At 35.8% G+C, this 18,065-nt stretch carries 13 protein-coding genes; 7 read left to right on the plus strand and 6 right to left on the minus strand.

The features are described 5' to 3' along the window. Positions 1–444: 444 nt before the first annotated feature. The 7 genes from SPD89_RS16150 to pruA all read left to right on the plus strand — a co-directional run bounded on the left by SPD89_RS16150 (position 445) and on the right by pruA (position 11,733). A complete protein-coding gene (locus SPD89_RS16150) occupies positions 445–1,821 on the plus strand; it encodes an APC family permease (protein WP_336262981.1) in 1,377 nt (458 codons plus the stop codon). Positions 1,822–2,474: 653 nt separating this feature from the next. Beyond that, positions 2,475–3,149 (plus strand): heptaprenylglyceryl phosphate synthase, encoded by a 675-nt coding sequence (locus tag SPD89_RS16155; RefSeq protein ID WP_336262992.1) that lies wholly within the window; start codon positions 2,475–2,477, stop codon positions 3,147–3,149. Positions 3,150–3,164: 15 nt separating this feature from the next. Next, positions 3,165–5,411 (plus strand): DNA helicase PcrA, encoded by a 2,247-nt coding sequence (pcrA, locus tag SPD89_RS16160; RefSeq protein ID WP_336262982.1) that lies wholly within the window; start codon positions 3,165–3,167, stop codon positions 5,409–5,411. Positions 5,412–5,425: 14 nt separating this feature from the next. Further along, complete coding sequence (gene ligA, locus SPD89_RS16165; RefSeq protein ID WP_336262983.1) at positions 5,426–7,441, plus strand: NAD-dependent DNA ligase LigA; 2,016 nt, start codon at positions 5,426–5,428, stop codon at positions 7,439–7,441. Then, positions 7,438–8,565 carry a CamS family sex pheromone protein gene (locus tag SPD89_RS16170; RefSeq protein ID WP_336262984.1) on the plus strand — a complete coding sequence of 376 codons (1,128 nt, stop codon included), beginning with the start codon at positions 7,438–7,440 and terminating at the stop codon, positions 8,563–8,565. Before ligA ends, SPD89_RS16170 begins: the two co-directional genes overlap by 4 nt. A 304-nt stretch (positions 8,566–8,869) precedes the next feature. Next, positions 8,870–10,108, plus strand: a complete 1,239-nt coding sequence (locus tag SPD89_RS16175; RefSeq protein WP_336262985.1) for a PucR family transcriptional regulator — start codon at positions 8,870–8,872, stop codon at positions 10,106–10,108. A 71-nt stretch (positions 10,109–10,179) separates the two neighbouring features. Next, on the plus strand, positions 10,180–11,733 hold the full coding sequence (pruA, locus tag SPD89_RS16180; RefSeq protein WP_336262986.1) for an L-glutamate gamma-semialdehyde dehydrogenase: 1,554 nt from the start codon (positions 10,180–10,182) through the stop codon (positions 11,731–11,733). A gap of 225 nt (positions 11,734–11,958) precedes the next feature. Here pruA and SPD89_RS16185 read toward each other — a convergent pair whose 3' ends face one another. From SPD89_RS16185 to SPD89_RS16210, 6 genes are all read right to left on the minus strand, one after another. Then, the gene (locus SPD89_RS16185; protein ID WP_336262993.1) at positions 11,959–12,729 is read right to left on the minus strand and encodes a glycoside hydrolase domain-containing protein; all 771 of its coding nucleotides are present in this window, start codon (positions 12,727–12,729) and stop codon (positions 11,959–11,961) included. A gap of 163 nt (positions 12,730–12,892) precedes the next feature. After that, positions 12,893–13,963 (minus strand): glycosyltransferase, encoded by a 1,071-nt coding sequence (locus tag SPD89_RS16190; RefSeq protein WP_336262987.1) that lies wholly within the window; start codon positions 13,961–13,963, stop codon positions 12,893–12,895. Positions 13,964–14,141: 178 nt separating this feature from the next. Then, the gene (locus tag SPD89_RS16195; RefSeq protein ID WP_336262988.1) at positions 14,142–15,035 is read right to left on the minus strand and encodes an NTTRR-F1 domain; all 894 of its coding nucleotides are present in this window, start codon (positions 15,033–15,035) and stop codon (positions 14,142–14,144) included. Positions 15,036–15,183: 148 nt separating this feature from the next. Continuing rightward, positions 15,184–15,873 carry an N-acetyltransferase gene (locus tag SPD89_RS16200; RefSeq protein ID WP_336262989.1) on the minus strand — a complete coding sequence of 230 codons (690 nt, stop codon included), beginning with the start codon at positions 15,871–15,873 and terminating at the stop codon, positions 15,184–15,186. Positions 15,874–15,898: 25 nt separating this feature from the next. After that, positions 15,899–16,957, minus strand: a complete 1,059-nt coding sequence (locus SPD89_RS16205) for a Gfo/Idh/MocA family protein (RefSeq protein WP_336262990.1) — start codon at positions 16,955–16,957, stop codon at positions 15,899–15,901. Next, positions 16,954–18,065 (minus strand): DegT/DnrJ/EryC1/StrS family aminotransferase (locus tag SPD89_RS16210; RefSeq protein ID WP_336262991.1); only part of this gene is annotated, 1,112 nt, incomplete at its 5' end. The genes SPD89_RS16205 and SPD89_RS16210, both read right to left, overlap by 4 nt.

The raw sequence follows: 18,065 nt of genomic DNA on the forward strand, positions 1-18,065 counted from the left end.
ACATGCTAGAAGTTTTAAATATTATCGTGTTGGTGAAGATGAAATTAGAGCGCACTTTTGGAGAGAACAGTCATTTGATAAGTTACCTAACGAGCGAAATAAAACCAAGTGACTGTAATAAACTTTATGAGGATGTAGTGAAGCTTATAAGGTAAAAGAATAGGAGTACCTTGAGCTTTTGTATCAAAATATGATGAACTAAGAGAAGAGATAAATAATAGTGATGAAATCTAAACTATTTGAGTTCGAAGGAAAACTTCTAGACCCAGGTGCTGAGGTTATTTAGATCCAACAGGATTAAATCACTTTGAAGAAGTAAAAAAGTAGAGAGAGGTCTTATCCCACAGGTTTTTTTAATACAGACAACATGGCTAACTCATTTTGACACATTATCAAGATAGTTAGCCATCTTTTTTTAAAAAACTATCTTTAGGAGGATTATATATGGCAACGGAAAAAGCGATAGCCGGTAGTTCAGTACTTGGCTTTGGCAAATCTAGCGGTGAATTAAAGAAAGTATTAAAAACAAGAGATTTAGTTATTTTTGGTTTAGTATTTATGGCACCTGTATCTGCCCAAACATTATTTGGTGAGTTATCCGTATTGTCACAAGGTCACGCCGTTTTATCCTATTTATTTGCATTAATCACTATGTTATTTACAGCGTCAAGTTATGGAGTAATGGCAGGCCATTATCCAAAAGCGGGTTCTACTTACAACTACACATCACAAGCTATTCATCCAAATGTCGGATTTGTCGCTGGATGGGCGATACTTTTAGATTATTTAATGATGCCGATTTTACTTACGAAATTAAGTACTATATTTATGTTGGAATTACTTCCGTTTGTTCCTCTTTGGGCGATGTTGTTAGCTTTTTTAATTCCCATTACATTGTTCAACTATTTTGGAACAAAATTAGCGGCACGAGTTAATTTATTTATGATGATGGCGATGCTGTTCAGTTTAGTTTTATTTATTGGTTTTGCAATAAAAAATTTGGCATCTGATGGTGGTGTAGGGGCTATTTTCTCCATGCAGGGGCTTATCAATTCAGGAGCTTTTTCAACTGGTGTTGTAGTATCTGGAGCCTCAATCGCTGTTTTGTCTTATCTTGGATTCGATGCAGTCACAACGATGGCTGAAGACTCACAAGTAACTGGTAAAATGGTAGGAACTGCTGCAGTTATTTGTTTATTATTCGCATCTGTATTCTATATTGGGCAAGTTTATTTTGCGACATTGGTAATGCCGGATTTTTCAGCATTCGGTTCTCAAGATACCGCTTTTTTTGAAATTGCAACAGTAGTCGGCGGCAGTGTGTTAGCAACAATATGTACCCTTATTATTGCAATTTCTGGTATTTCAACCGGCTTAGCAGGTCAATCAGCTGGATCAAGGATTTTACTCGGAATGGGACGCGATAGAGTATTACCAAAATTTTTCTCACATATTCATCCGAAATATAAAACCCCAAGTAATAGCATTATCGTTTTAGCAATACTAGGATATGCAGGTGCCTTATTTTTACCGTTAGACTTAATATTTAGCATCATGGTCTTTGGGGCACTCATTGGGTTCATGTATGTTAACTTATCTGTTATTGTTGAATTTTTTTATAGAAGAAAAGAAAGACAAGGAAAGCAATTATTTTTATATTTAGTATTTCCTTTATTAGGAATTCTTATTTGTAGCTTTATTATGTTTAACATGGATGCATTAGGATTGGTTGTGGGATCATTATGGGTGATTATCGGGATTATTCTATTGATCGTTCGAGTAAAATATTTTAAGATAGATAAAGGTTTAGATTGGGAGTAATAGTTTAATTGAAGGCGCTGTCAATTGAGTGGATCAGTTTACTGGTCTGCTTTTATATTGGTTAAAAAAAGCAAAGTTGATCATGAAGGAAAAAAGTTGAACATGTTGATGTAATACTCGATCGACTTCGGAAAACTTCTAAAAATAAAATTATCCCGTTTTGCTCTAGTTCACACTCTATTTTGTTATAATATATTTGAGCTGAAGTAGTTTTAAAAGAATAAGTATATTAAATTGCCACTACGACAGTGTTTATAACTGTTGATGTTGATTTCAATGACTTTGGATATGCAGATATAAACGGTTTGCGTGGATTAGACTTGTTACTGAAGGCAGGATTTATAATCGATCTACTTCAGCTTCAAATGGTTAGAAATGGATAACGGTTAATTATTTATCGTATGTTGAAAATCGTAACGATTTGTTAGTCTGATTCAAACGAAAGTCCGCATAATGCTGTGTGACGAAAGGATAAAGTCCTAAGAGATACTGTTAACAGTGATCCTTTGGGCTTTTTTGTTGATTTAAGATCTTTACATTTCAATGAAAAATTAAAACTTCAAAATAACCTCCGTTTCACTCTCGTTCACATCATTATTTTTGCTATAATATAGGAATGGAGAATCGAAGTGGAGGACTATGCCTTGAATTATATGATAGATAAGTGGAAACATGTATTTAAATTAGACCCTGCTAAAGATATTTCGGATGATCATTTAGAACAAGTATGTGATTCAGGAACAGATGCAATCATTATTGGTGGAACGGATAATATAACTTTTGATAATGTGTTAGATTTAATGTCACGTGTTCGCATGTACGCAGTGCCTTGTATTTTAGAAATTTCATCGATGGAAGCTATTTCACCTGGTTTCGATTATTATTTTATTCCGATGGTGTTAAATAGTACGGAAAAAGAATGGGTCATTGACATTCAACATAAAGCTATTAAAGAATATAAAGAGCTGATGAACTGGGATGAAATATTGATGGAAGGTTATTGTATTTTAAATCCTAAAGCAAAAGCGTATAAAAAAACAAACTGTACATTGCCAGATGATGAAGATGTCATTAGCTATGCATATATGGCTGAACATATATTCAATTTACCGATATTCTATCTTGAATATAGCGGTACTTACGGCGATCCTAAATTAGTAGAAAAAGTGAAAAATGAATTGCAAGATACGACGTTATTTTATGGAGGTGGCATCCAAAACGCTGAACAGGCAAGAGAAATGAAGCAATTTGCTGATGTCATCGTCGTTGGAAATAGTATTTATGATAATTTTAAAGAAGCATTGAAAACAGTAAAAGCAGTAAAATAAGAGGGGCTGTACAAAATGAGCGTGATCGAATTTTTAAGCAGTTTAAATAAAGAGCAGCAAGAAGCTGTCAAACATACAGAAGGACCACTACTCATTATGGCGGGTGCCGGTAGTGGGAAAACGCGAGTCCTTACTCACCGCATTGCTTATTTAATGGATGAGAAAGGAGTATCACCAAGAAATATTTTAGCGATTACTTTTACGAATAAAGCAGCTCGTGAAATGAAAGAACGTGTAGAAAAATTAGTTGGATCTGAAAGTGAAGCGATGTGGGTATCTACATTTCACTCAATGTGTGTTCGAATTTTGCGCCGTGATATAGAACGTATAGGTTATAGCCGAAATTTTACAATTATCGATAGTAGTGATCAGCAAACAGTGATGAAACAGATTTTAAAAAATTTAAATATTGATCCTAAGCAGTATGATCCGAGAGCGATGATTAATCAAATTAGTAATGCAAAAAACGAACTCATTACACCAGAGCAAGCCTTGGAAAATGCGGGTAATGTTTTTGAAAAACAAGTTGCCGAGATTTATGAAGCATATCAAAAAATGCTTAGGAAAAATCAAGCACTCGATTTTGATGACTTAATTATGGAAACCATCCATTTATTCAAACGAGTTCCAGAAGTGCTTACGTATTATCAGCGTCGTTTTCAATATATTCATGTCGATGAGTATCAAGATACGAACCATGCGCAATACTATTTAGTAAAACAACTGGCAAACCGTTTTCAAAACCTTTGTGTCGTTGGAGATTCAGATCAATCGATTTACAGATGGCGGGGTGCGAATATCGCCAATATTTTATCGTTTGAGAAAGATTATCCAAGTGCAAGAACAATTTATTTAGAGCAAAACTACCGTTCAACGAAGTCGATTTTAGATGCGGCAAACCATGTGATCAATCATAATAAAGGTAGAAAACCAAAGAAATTGTGGACGGATAACGAAGAAGGAAGTAAAATTACTTATTTCCAAGGTGCAACGGAACGAGAAGAAGCATTATTTATAACGGAAAAAATCCAAGAACTAGTAGAAGAGGGTTCATATACACCGAATGATATTGCCGTACTTTACCGGACAAATGCGCAGTCACGTGCAATTGAGGATACGCTGATGAAGGCGAATATGACGTATCAAATTGTAGGAGGTCTACGATTTTATGACAGGAAAGAAATTAAAGATATCATTGCCTATCTACGATTAATAACGAATCCAGATGACGACATCAGCTTTGAACGAATTGTAAATGTTCCGAAAAGAGGAATTGGAGCGACCTCACTTGAACGACTTCGCTCCTATGCAGTTTCAAATGATATTTCATTTTTCCAAGCGATTAAAGAAATAGAACACACTGGTGTACCAATACGTGCTGCTCAGGCACTTGTAAACTTTAGATCGCAAATGGAAACATTAATTAGACAACAAGAATTTCTACCCGCAACAGATATGGTGGAAATGGTGTTAGAGCAAACGAATTATGAAGAAATGTTACAAAATGAAAAGTCAATCGAAGCAGAGAGTCGCCTTGAAAATATCGCTGAATTTATGACCGTAACAAAAGATTTTGAAAAAACGAGTGAAGATGATAAGACATTAGTTACTTTCTTAACAGATTTGGCATTAATCGCTGATATTGATTCAATGGATGATACGTCTGCCGATCATAACGAGAAAATTACATTAATGACACTCCATTCAGCAAAAGGGTTGGAATTTCCAGTTGTGTTTTTAATTGGAATGGAAGAAAATATTTTTCCACATAGTAGATCGATGATGGATGAAGAGGAAATGGAAGAAGAGCGCCGCTTAGCATATGTAGGAATTACAAGAGCAGAAAAAGAATTATACCTAACTCATGCGAATATGCGGACACTTTATGGTCGAACGAACTTTAATCCAATCAGCAGATTTATTACAGAAATCCCGGAAGAATTAATAGAAGGAATAGTAGAGAAAAAACGCCAGATCCATGATCCTTTCTTTGATAATCAAGCAGTAAATTCTATTGGAACAAATAGACCTATCACACGTAAAAAACAGTTGCCTCGTAAAAAAGCAGAAAGAATATCGTCAACTGGTGCAGAAAATAAGGAATGGAAAGCTGGAGATAAGGCGCACCATAATAAGTGGGGAGTTGGAACAGTCGTAAACGTACAAGGAACAGGTGATTCAACAGAATTGGACGTTGCTTTTCCAGCACCGACAGGAATTAAACGGTTATTAGCGAAATTTGCACCGATTACGAAACAATGAGGTGTTAAGATAAGATGAATAAACAAGAAGCAAAAGAAAAAATGGCAGCTTTAGTAGATCAACTTAATATATATGCTCATGAATATTATGTATTAGATAATCCGAGTATCCCAGATGCGGAATATGATAAAAAGTATCAAGAATTACGTAAACTTGAAGAAGCGTATCCAGATTTAACTTTCCCTCACTCACCGACGAAACGAGTTGGTGGCGAACCCCTTGAAGGGTTTGAAAAAGTAGAACACGAAGTACCAATGTTAAGTCTTGGGAATGCATTTAATGAACAAGAACTTCGGGATTTTCATCGCCGAGTTACAAACGGTTTACACGAAGAAGTAGTTTATGTTTGTGAGCTTAAAATAGATGGTTTGGCTGTGGCTTTGACATATGAAAATGGACAGTTCGTTCGGGGTTCAACGAGAGGGGACGGTCGTGTAGGCGAAGATATTACGAGTAATTTACGAACTGTTCGAAGCGTACCTCTTTATATCCCGGAACAACGACTATTAGAAGTTCGCGGAGAGGCCTATATGCCGCATCATTCTTTTTTAAAACTAAATGAAATTCGTGAAGAAAGTGGCGAGCCGCTTTTTGCTAATCCGAGAAATGCCGCAGCAGGTTCATTAAGACAACTTGACCCTCGTATTGCAGCTACTCGTAATTTAGACTTATTTTTATTTGGTTATGGGCAATGGACAATCGATGAGATTCAGACACATAGCGGTAGACTGGAATATCTTAAAGAACAAGGATTTAAAATAAATAAAGAGTGGAGAAAGTGCAAGACAATTGATGAAGTAATTGAATATGTTGCCTACTGGACAGAAAATAGAGGAAGCTTGCCATATGAAATTGATGGCATTGTTATTAAAGTCGATGATCTTTCACAGCAAGAAACATTAGGTTATACGGCAAGAACACCGAGATGGGCAATTGCTTATAAATTCCCTGCGACAGAAGCCATTTCTAAAATAGAAGATGTTGAGTTAAGTGTTGGCAGAACAGGGGTGGTAACACCTACCGCCATTTTGCAACCTGTTTTTATTGATGGTTCAACGGTAAGTAGAGCGACTCTCCATAATGCAGATCAAATTCGTGCACTCGATATTCGAATTGGAGATACAGTTATTGTAAAAAAAGCTGGAGATATTATTCCAAAGGTAGTTCGTGTCGTTATAACTGAACGAACTGGAGAAGAAGTGCCATATGAAATGCCAACACATTGTCCGGCATGCAAAACAGAGTTAGTTCATTTAGATGATGAGGTTGCACTTCGTTGTATGAACCCGGATTGTCCGGCTCAATTAAAAGAAGGGTTAATTCATTTCGTATCAAGAGATGCAATGAATATAGATGGTCTTGGAGAAAAAGTGATTGACCAATTATTTAGAGAAAAACTTGTTAATTCTATTGATGATTTATATCGTCTAAAAAAAGAACAACTCTTACCACTTCAACGAATGGGGGAAAAATCGGCATCCAATTTAATTTTGGCTATCGAGGAATCAAAGAAAAACTCATTAGAAAAATTACTATTTGGACTCGGTATACGTCATATCGGTGCGAAAGCTGCTCAAATTTTGGCGGATGAATTTGAAACGATGGAGAAACTACAACAAGCAACCTATGATCAACTCGTTGCGATAAATGAGATTGGTGAAAAAATGGCAGATGCTGTCGTTCATTATTTTGCACAAGAAAAAGTAAAAGAATTACTGGAACGACTTAATGAACTCGGGGTAAATATGTCTTATGAGCGGCGTCAAACAGACGGTGACTCAGAGGTGTCAGAAATATTTACTAATAAAACGGTCGTATTAACAGGAAAATTAGAAAAATTTACCCGACGTGAAGCGAAGGAATTTATTGAATCAAACGGTGGTAAAGTAACAAGTAGTGTAAGTAAAAATACTGATTTAGTGATTGCTGGGGACGCTTCTGGCTCAAAGTATGACCAGGCAAAAAAATTAAGCATCCCTATTTGGGATGAATCCCAGTTAGAAGCAGCTATTAAAGGAGTGTCTACATGAAACGATTAATATTACTAATAGGATGTGCACTTCTACTGCTTTCAAGTTGTTCCAATCAAAGCCAAGAAGATATTGTACAGCCAGAAGAAAATGAAGGGGAGACAGAGATATCAATTATCCCAAACTACTCCTTATCGGATGATCAATATAAAATGCTTTTACCGTATCGGCCCGGACCGGCACGGGGAGCTATTACGAACCAAGTAACTAATCGAGTCGATATCGATGAACTAGAAGAAGGATTACGACGTCATTCTACGTCAGTCTTTGACCCGAAAAAGTATGTATTTGAAGAGGGGCAGTATTTAGAAACTGAGTTTATTTATGAACTTATTGATTCGTTAAATCCAAATGTAAAAGAAAAAAAAGATGAGAAAGAGCAAATTAAAGAACATCGAAATAATCCCCGAGTTTTTTCTCATATTCTTGAGCAAAATTATTTAGAGAGGAAAGACAATAACACGGTAGAACTAGTTGGTTTATCTATTGGAATCTCTCTTAAATCTGTTTACCGATTTCAAACGGAAACAGGTGGAGATTATTATTATGAAAAGATTCCCAAAAAGGAAATGGAAGAAGAAGGAAAGAAAATCGCTCAACAAGTGCTTGAAGCGATCCGGGAGCAAGATAAGGAAGAATTAAAAAAGGTACCGATTATGATTGCATTATTTAGAGAAGAAGAACAATCTTCTCCTGTACCTGGGAACTTTGTTGCTAAAACATTAGTCGGTGAAGGTGAACATACTATCGATAAATGGGAAACTATTAATGAAGAGAATGTACTGTTTCCTTCAGACCAAGCAAATGAAAAATATAATGAAGATCATCAAAAGGTTAAGACTTTTAGCGAAAAAATTGCCGATTATTTTCCTAACTATGTTGGGGTGGCTGGAAGAGGACTTTATATTGAAAAAAATTTAACGCAGTTATCGATTGAAGTGCCAATTGAATTTTACGGTAAAGGGGAAGTTATCGGGTTTACGCAATATGTATATGGACTCGTTAAAGAAATTTTCCCTAACTATTATGATATTGAAGTGGATATAACCTCAAGTAATGGTTCGGAAAGTTTAATTTATCGTAAAGCAGGAGAAGATGAACCAAACGTTCATATATATCACTAAATAGTCGAGCTTAAATAGCTTCTTGAAAGAAAATCGTTGATTAGATCTATTACGTAGAACAGCTAATCAACGATTTTCTAGTTTTTAAATAATTTATAATTACCTGTATTGTGGAAGATCCACAATAAGGAGAAGGTTATTTTATGTATGGGCAATATTGAATGACATGAGTCCTTGTTTTATACTAGAGGTGTAGTGAGAAACTCTCAATTTTCCCCTAAATTGGCTTCGATTGTAGACATGCTTTATTTTACCAAGTACAATCTAGGTAAGTGAATAAAATTAGGGGAGAAGAGAGAAGCGGATGGATTTAACTGAGAAGGTTTTTCAAGCGAGTGATGTACGTCAGTTAGTAGAGCAATTAAGCGATATACTACAAAAAGGAGTAATTGTTGAAAATAGAGATTTTGAACTTATCGCTTATAGTTCACCAAATGAATTTTCATTTGATCCCGTACAACAAAAGACAATCTTATCTAAAAGATGCCCGTTATTTATTATTGAACGTCTGAAAAAAGAAGGGATTATTGACCGATTAAAGTGGGAGGAACGACCTCTCAGGTTACCGGCAATTGAAGACATAGGCTTTTATCAACGGATTGTTATCAGTTTAAAATATCATAATATTATACGGGGTTACTTATGGATTTACGAAGCGGATGATTCGATAGATGAGGAGATTTTAAATTTTATAACAAAAGTAGCGCCTTATCTAGGTAAGTTGCTTTTTGAAGAACAACAAACCATCGAAAATGATCTGCCGACTGTCATATGGAAATTGCTTAACGGTGAGTTTTTAAATGATGCAGAAATACATCGTGCCGCTGGTATTACATCCTATCAAGTTCCTAAGCAATTTACTATCATTATTGTATCTATACAAGATCCGGAATTTTTATCTCTGTTAAATACAATAAAAGGGATCTTTGTAAAAGAAAAAATTGCTTATTATTTGGGGAAAGGAACAGAAATAGTTGGAATTGTTGATGGTAGCAACGAAATATCGTCGAAGCAAAAAACAGATCAATTAAAAGGTCAGTTACTAGACATGTTTTCAGAAGCAGAAAGAAAAGCTGTTTTTATAGGTAGCGGTAATGAGTATCAGAAAATAAGTCAGATAAGACAGAGTTATCTTGAAGCATTAGAAGTTATTGAAACGCTCGTTTTTTTAAACTTGGATCAAGTAGCTTGCTCATTTGATGAACTGGGAATGTATCGTTATATCAAGTATATGTACAAGAAAAATGTAAGCGAAAATTACCGGAATGAAAAAATTGTAAAAGTCATGAAAAAAGACGCTGAAAACAACAGTGAGTTACTAAAAACGCTTTGGTACTTTATAAAAAATAATTGCCGAGTTGGAAAAACCGCCGAAATGTTATTTATCCATCCAAATACATTAAATTATAGAGTTAAACAAATTGTGGAATTAACAAATATTGACTTTGATAATATCCACGAACGAGCTGAATTATATTCTCAGTTAATTGCGTTAAATCATATTCCGGATTACTATGAATTTTATCAGAAACAATTTTATTAAGTGTGTTGGTTAGAATTGTATGAACAGGGTATCATTATAATTAGCTGATTATTTTAAAGGAGGCCACTATCATGGTAGTTGACTATAAACATGAACCTTTTACTGATTTCTCAATTGAAGAAAATAAACGTCAGATGCAAGATGCATTAAAAAAGGTAGAAGCAGATTTAGGGAGAGAATACCCTTTAATTATAAATGGAGAAAGAATTACAACGGAAGACAAAATTGTTTCCTTAAATCCAGCAAATAAAAAAGAAGTAATCGGGTATGTTTCAAAAGCGAATGAGGAACTTGCTGAACGTGCAATGAAGGTTGCCGATGCAACGTTTGAAACGTGGAGAAAATCCGATCCTCGTTTTAGAGCGGATATTTTATTTAGAGCAGCGGCGATTGTGCGTCGCCGTAAGCATGAGTTTAGTGCGTTGCTAGTAAAAGAAGGCGGTAAACCTTGGAATGAAGCAGATGGAGATACTGCTGAAGCAATTGACTTTATGGAGTATTATGGACGTCAGATGTTGAGATTGAAAGATGGTATTCCTGTAAATAGCCGTCCAATTGAACGAAATCAATTTCATTATATTCCTCTCGGTGTTGGGGTAGTAATTTCACCTTGGAATTTCTTATTTGCTATTATGGCAGGAACAACGGTTGCAGCAATGGTAACTGGTAATACAGTGTTACTTAAACCTGCAAGTGCAACTCCAGTTATTGCATATAAATTTATGGAAGTTTTAGAAGAGGCTGGTCTTCCAAAAGGGGTTATTAACTATATTCCAGGACCTGGAAGTGAAGTCGGAGATTACTTAGTTGACCACCCGCGTACTCGTTTTGTCAGCTTTACAGGCTCTCGTGAAGTTGGAACAAGAATTTTTGAACGAGCTGGTGTTGTTCATGAAGATAAAGGACAAAAATGGCTTAAGCGTACAATTATTGAAATGGGTGGAAAAGATACAATTGTTGTTGATAATGAAGCAGACTTGGAATTAGCAGCACAATCAATCGTTCATTCGGCATTCGGATTTTCTGGTCAAAAATGTTCTGCCTGTTCCCGTGCAGTAATTCATGAAGATGTCTATGATGTAGTTAAAAATCGCGTTGTCGAGCTTACAAACGACATGAAGGCTGGCGACCCTGCAACAAATGAACACTTTACTGGTCCAGTAATTGACCAAGCTGCATATGACAAAATTATGAGTTATATTGAAATTGGAAAAGAAGAAGGCAAGCTACTCGTTGGTGGAGATGGAGATGACTCAAAAGGATGGTTCGTTCAGCCAACAGTATTTGCAGATGTGGATCCAAAAGCTCGCATCATGCAAGAAGAAATTTTCGGACCTGTTGTTGCTCTAACACCGGCAAAAGATTTTGACGAAGCGATTGAAATTGCAAACAATACCGAATATGGCTTAACAGGTGCAGTGATCACGAATAACCGTGCACATATTGAGCAAGCTCGTGAAGATTTCCATGTTGGAAATTTATACTTCAACCGTGGCTGTACAGCAGCAATCGTTGGATACCAGCCATTTGGAGGATTCAATATGTCAGGAACAGACTCAAAAGCAGGTGGACCTGATTATTTAATCCAACATATGCAAGGAAAATCTACTTCAGAAATGTTTTAAGATAGTAAATGTGAATGAAATAGTGCAGCCGTTGATAGTAAGTCGACGGCTGCATTTATTTTGCAAATGAAGTAGTCTGCGACTCAACATGTTTGTAAATGACTCAGCAAGTTAAGGAACGTCTCGACATGTTTGAAAACGACTCAGCATGTTAAGAAACGACCCGACATGTTCACGAATGATTCTTCATGTCAGGAGTCAACCATATATTTTTTAAAATTATCTTTACCAAACGTAATCCAACATTTCTTCTGTAAATACATTTGTATCAATATTACATGTCTCAGCGTCTATTGCATATTGCCAACCAAATATTTTTGCTTTTTCGGGTCCTTGCGGCTCATATTCAGGTGCGTTTTCTTTGGAAGTTGGTTCTTTCTGTGGATAAGCGGTCCAAACAATCGTATTTTCTTGTATCTCTTCATCCGTATCTTCAAAAGCTACTAAGATATCGCTATCTTTATCAAATACTCCGTATAATCCTGGTTCATAAGCTGAATCACTTATTGTTTTGTACCAGCCTTCGATAAATTTTGAGTCAATTGAGAAATCTGGCTCTATATCCCCAAAAATAGCAATACCCTCAGGAATTTTTAATTCTTTGGAGAGCTCAATTGCATCTTCTGCATGCTGAACTCCATTATCAAAACCAGTCGCTTCTTTAGGAATGAGGTTATAGATCACTAAAATTTTAATATCTTTATCGTGTAAAAATTTAACTTCTTTTTGATCTAATGAAGTTGCTACTCCTTCTACATCGCCAAGGTAGCGACCAAATATTTTTGGTTCACCAAAATTATCGCTTACACATTTGTATACATCTTTTGCTGCATTAGCGGAATCAACACCCCAAAATACATCCTGTTGGGATTGATCGGAGTTTTCCCCGTTTTCACCTGTCTGATTGGACGGTGAATCACTATTTGAGAAAATAAGATATATTGCTCCGAAACATAAAAGAGCAATTATCCAGTCTTTCCAATTAATATCAATCAGAAATACCTCCCTTCTACCACGTCAATATAGTGTATTAAGAGAGGGATCAATTGGTATAGGTGGATTTATAAAAAGGAAGGGAATTGATTTAGATAACTAATATAATCCGTTAGCTTCTGTAATAGTTCATATTAAAAGTGGAAAGATAAGTTTTGGCTATCTTTTAAATATATTTTTGCAACAGCTTTTTATTATAAAGCATTCTTTCATCTGTTGGACGATATTCAAGTGCTTTTTCATTGTGCTCATACGATGATTTATAATCTAGCACATTATAATAGCATACACAGAGTTGCAAATGAGGATACCAAGTAGAATATGCAGGATAAGTAAAACTCCAGCGACTAGGATCAAATTTAATCTGTGTTGCTAATTTATACCAAAAAATAGCATCTTTGTAATTTTGTTTTTGTTGAAAATGAAAGCCTATCCTACTGCAAGCTTCTGCCCGGGGTGTACTTGAAAATCGAAATGATTCAAATAAGGAAGATAATTCATTTTCATTATCTCCTAAAAATCTATAACAATCTGCTCGATTAATACAGGCATGTAATTTATCTTCTTTCCATCCTTCTCTCATATTAATATTTTTTGTATAGCTCTCAATCGCCTTTTCATAGTGACCGTTCTCTTTGAGTTCATTTCCATAATAAAAATAATCTCGTGGAGTAAAACTATCCCCATTTTTAATTTTTGTTTCATAAATTGACAGATTTCTTCCGGTTGAGTGGGAACTTTTTTTATGTGTTACCGCGATATCAGAATTGATGACATTACCAAATACTTCCAAATAATTGTGACAATCACCTTTCCATTTAAAGTGACGACTTCGTTTTACTAATCTGTTCCTGCGATAAAATAATGTAACATTTCCAAAGTCGTCCAAACCTGCATTGTAGTACATTGATACGGAATCCACGTTAGGATCTAAAGATTCTTTTAATTGCTTAAATTTAAGTTGATCAGTTTCCATTAATACATCATCTGCATCCATAAAAAAAATATAATCCATTGTTGCGTGTTTAAAAGATTCATTTCTAGCATCTTTAAATTTTCCAGTCCACTCAAAGTGAAATACTCGATCAGTGTATTTTTTAGCAATATCAATCGTTTGATCTGTAGAGCCGGTGTCTACGATATTTATTTCATCTACTAAGTGACAAACTGAATCAAGGCATCTGGCTAAAACTTCCTCTTCGTTTTTTACGATCATGCAGAGACTAACAGTAACCATTTATACACATCCCTCATTTATTTTTGTAAAGAAGAATACGCTATTCACTTTATTCATCTTTTTAGTATTTTTTAACAGGCAGATATCCAACCCCGTCAAGGATAATGGGATTGGATATCCGTTAGTTGATGTATTTTACTTGGTATTTAGTTTCAGTTGCTATTGTATTAAAGTAGACTTAAGCTCCTGCTGGTCCGGTCGCACCCGTAGGTCCAGTCGCACCCGCCGGTCCAGTCGCACCCGCCGGTCCAGTCGCACCCGCCGGTCCAGTCGCACCCGCCGGTCCAGTCGCACCCGTAGGTCCAGTCGCACCCGCCGGTCCAGTCGCACCCGTAGGTCCAGTCGCACCCGTAGATCCGGTCGTACCCGTTGGTCCGGTCGCACCCGTAGGTCCAGTCGCACCCGTAGATCCAGTCGCACCCGCCGGTCCAGTCGCACCCGTAGGTCCAGTCGCACCCGTAGATCCAGTCGCACCCGTAGGTCCAGTTGCCCCTGTCGGTCCAGTCGCACCCGTAGGTCCGGTTGCACCCGTAGGTCCGGTCGCACCTGTCGGTCCAGTCGCACCCGTTGGTCCAGGTGGTCCTGTTGGGCCTCCTCCATTAGAAGCAAAGGACAATAAGGCGATGTCGTCTATATAGATAAATGGAGCATTTATAGCGCTTATTGGTTTACTGATTTCTATTAATAATTGTGTTGCAGTTGCAGGTGCTACATCCGTTATTTGGATAACTTCTCGCCATGCTCCCGCATTCGGAATACTTCCAAATGGTATTTGAATATTTAAGGCGTTTCCTACCACATTATTATTGGGATCTAAATATGATAAGTTGATAAAAATTCTTGGACTTTGCTGAAGTCCCAACTTCGATAAAGCCATGAGAAATTGAAAGTTTTGACCAGGATTAATTGGAATGATTTGAGAAAGTGAAGCTACAGTAGCACCATATGGAAAACGGGCAGAGTAGTTACCTGAATGAGGTTTCTCAGTTGTAACTATTGTATTAAGAGCAGACCATCCGGATAAATCACCTGTTTCAAATCCTCCATTTGTGACTAGGTTAGTAATGGCCAATATTTTCACTCCTTTTCTAGTAAATTTAATCCAATCTTTTATTAGATTGAATTCAATATATTCTATGTGCTCCTATTATTTTCGTAAAGGCATGAACGCTAATATAGAAACACATTTAAAAAAGTGAGTGTATAATCTAGTAAATTAACTATAGGGAAGTTGCTGGATTGCCAACTACAATAATATTATTTGGAACATCTTTCGTAACAACAGCACCTGCTCCTACAACTGCTTTTTCTCCAATAATTACTCCCGGCAAAAGGGAAGCGTTATTCCCAATTTTCGCTCCATATTTTAAAACAGGTCCTTTTAATTGATAATTTCCTTCTCCCATATATTTATCATTTGATGAAGAAAAGCACGGTCCTATAAAAACATAATCTTCAATAATCATGTTAGCAGTAACATAGGAACTAGTCTGGATAGTGACATTTTCTCCAATAGTAGTATCGTTTTCGACCATGGAATTTCTACCAATTATACTCTCCATTCCAACTTTTACATTTTCTCTGACACTCGCAAAGTCTCCAATTAATACCCCATTAGAAATTAAAGAACCTTGATAAATGATACAATTACAACCAATTTTCACATTATTTTCTATAAATAATCTACCTAGATTTTTATTAGGAGTATTTGCGATATTGTTATTTGAAGTAGGAAGCTGACCTAATTTAGTAAAATCTTGAATGACAACATTATCACCAATTATGGAACCCTTTTTAATGACAACATGGTTTCCAACTTTCACATTATTACCTATTACAACACCATCCTCTATGACAGTGTAGTGACCAACTTCAAAATTCTTTCCGATTTTTGCTTTTCTGCTAATCATTATTTTCACATCATCCCTTTATTAATTATTTAAGCATATCAATAGTGGAAAAATTTTTAACAGGTAAGAAAACAGGTTTACCATTTCTGGCTGATTGGTACAGTGCAAAAATTAACTCTAAAGCCTTTCTTCCTTCATCTGCATTCATTAAATGTTGTTTTGATTTCGTTATACTTTTAATAATAGCATCGTACATTCGCTCATGTTCATTTGTTTCTTGTTGCAATTTTAATAATTCATCTTTTACTTTTGGATACTCTTCTATATAGCAATGCTCAATCTTATTAAATCCTGTTCCCCCAATGCAGATGGATCCTTTCTCCCCAAAAATAGATAAAGAGTAACCTAAATTTTTAGGAGTGGTAATGGTATTGGCTTCAATCACTCCTTTTGCTTGATTTTTAAATGTAATAATTCCCGTGGCAATATCTTCTGTTTCTTTGTTCTTAATTTTCGTATCAATCTCCCCGTATACAGAGTGTGCATCTCCAAAAAACCAAATTAACAAATCGATCAGATGGATGCCCTGATTTAAAAGCATCCCTCCATCTTGATCCCATGTTCCTTTCCAAGTAGAGGAATTGTAATAATCAAAAGAACGATGAAGCCTTAAAGAAATAGTGCCAAAATAAAGCTTTCCAAAGTAATCTTTATTTAGTAAAAATTTTAGTTTCTCTAACACTGGTCTGTAACGGAGTTGATGACAGACTAAAACTTGTTTACTTTTTGTTTTTGATAATTGGATAATATCGTCTGCGTCTCTAAGCGTTAGAGCAAGTGGTTTTTCAATGATGACATGCTTATCGTTTTTCAAAGCTTTTTTTGCGATTTCTGCATGTAGACTTGAAATGGTTGCAATAATAACAACAGCAATTTCAGGATCTGCAATTAGTTGTTTGTAATCCTTATAGAAAGAAATAGACGAATTTCTCTTTTTAAATTCTTTATATAAAGACGAAATTTCCTGCATCCTCTCTTGATCTAAATCACTTACCGCTTTTAATTCGAGTTCTTCGCATGTTGATATAGTTTTTACATGTTTTTTTGCGATAAAGCCACAGCCAATTAAGCCGACTTGAATCATGAATGACAGACCTTTATGGTTTTTAATGCATTTATTACTTTATCTTGATCTTTATACGAAAGTGCAGGATAGAGAGGTATAGCGAAAAGTTTTTTTGATAAAGATTCTGCAATGGGGAAATCTCCGACTTGATACGCTAAGTGTTTGTATGCTTTTTGTAAATGAATACTGCAGGGATAATAAATACCGGTTTGAATATTTTGCTTATATAGTTCTTCGATTATTTTCTCTCTATATTCCGATTCGAGACAGTATAAATGGTACACATGTGTTGATTGATTAGAGGCAAATGGAGTTTTAATTATATGGATATCTTTTAGTTTCTTATTGTATCTGGCTGCTAAACTTTTTCGCTTTTCGTTCCAGTCATCGATATGTTCTAAACAAATACGAATAATTGCTGCATGGATTTCATCAAGCCGACTATTGTAGCCGATTTCGTCATGAAAATATTTTTTCTTGCTACCATGCGCACGTAAGCTTCTTATACGCTTGGCAATCGTTGGATCTGATGTTGTAATGATTCCCCCATCTCCTATTGTAGAAAGGTTTTTTGTTGGAAAAAAAGAAAAACAAGCGACATCGCCTAAACTCCCAACAGGTTTTCCTTGATACATCGCTCCAAATGCTTGACAGGCATCTTCGATTACTCGCAAGTTGTGCTCACTTGCAATTTTATTGATTTCGTTCATATTCGCCGGTTGACCAAATAAGTGGACCGGGATAATTGCTTTGGTTGCAGTTGTAATGTTTTCTAAAATTTTATTGTGATCTAGATTGAACGTTTTTTCATCTACATCAATAAAAATTACTTTTGCGCCAACTCTTGATATTGCTTCAGCTGTAGCAAAAAATGAAAAAGTCGTTGTAATAACTTCGTCACCTTCGCCAATACCACATGCATGAAGAGCGAGCGTTAATGCATCTGTTCCATTAGCTACAGCGATACATTCGGAAACTTGTAATTTTTTAGCTATTTCGGCTTCAAGTGTTGAAACATTTTCACCTAAAATATAATTGCCACTTTGGAGTACATCTTTTATAGCACTTAGTATTTCGGCTTCAATGGGAATTAATTGGCTTCTTGGATTACTGATTGGAATCATAA

Source organism: Pseudogracilibacillus sp. SO30301A, from assembly GCF_037072025.1.
Lineage (GTDB): Bacteria > Bacillota > Bacilli > Bacillales > Amphibacillaceae > Pseudogracilibacillus.

What these genes read in the sequence shown, in the direction of transcription:
- SPD89_RS16150 (WP_336262981.1), top strand. Translation starts at nt 445, where the DNA reads ATGGCAACGGAAAAAGCGATAGCCGGTAGTTCAGTACTTGGCTTTGGC.
- SPD89_RS16155 (WP_336262992.1), top strand. Translation starts at nt 2,475, where the DNA reads ATGATAGATAAGTGGAAACATGTATTTAAATTAGACCCTGCTAAAGAT.
- pcrA (WP_336262982.1), top strand. Translation starts at nt 3,165, where the DNA reads ATGAGCGTGATCGAATTTTTAAGCAGTTTAAATAAAGAGCAGCAAGAA.
- ligA (WP_336262983.1), top strand. Translation starts at nt 5,426, where the DNA reads ATGAATAAACAAGAAGCAAAAGAAAAAATGGCAGCTTTAGTAGATCAA.
- SPD89_RS16170 (WP_336262984.1), top strand. Translation starts at nt 7,438, where the DNA reads ATGAAACGATTAATATTACTAATAGGATGTGCACTTCTACTGCTTTCA.
- SPD89_RS16175 (WP_336262985.1), top strand. Translation starts at nt 8,870, where the DNA reads ATGGATTTAACTGAGAAGGTTTTTCAAGCGAGTGATGTACGTCAGTTA.
- pruA (WP_336262986.1), top strand. Translation starts at nt 10,180, where the DNA reads ATGGTAGTTGACTATAAACATGAACCTTTTACTGATTTCTCAATTGAA.
- SPD89_RS16190 (WP_336262987.1), bottom strand. Translation starts at nt 13,963, where the DNA reads ATGGTTACTGTTAGTCTCTGCATGATCGTAAAAAACGAAGAGGAAGTT.
- SPD89_RS16200 (WP_336262989.1), bottom strand. Translation starts at nt 15,873, where the DNA reads ATGATTAGCAGAAAAGCAAAAATCGGAAAGAATTTTGAAGTTGGTCAC.
- SPD89_RS16205 (WP_336262990.1), bottom strand. Translation starts at nt 16,957, where the DNA reads ATGATTCAAGTCGGCTTAATTGGCTGTGGCTTTATCGCAAAAAAACAT.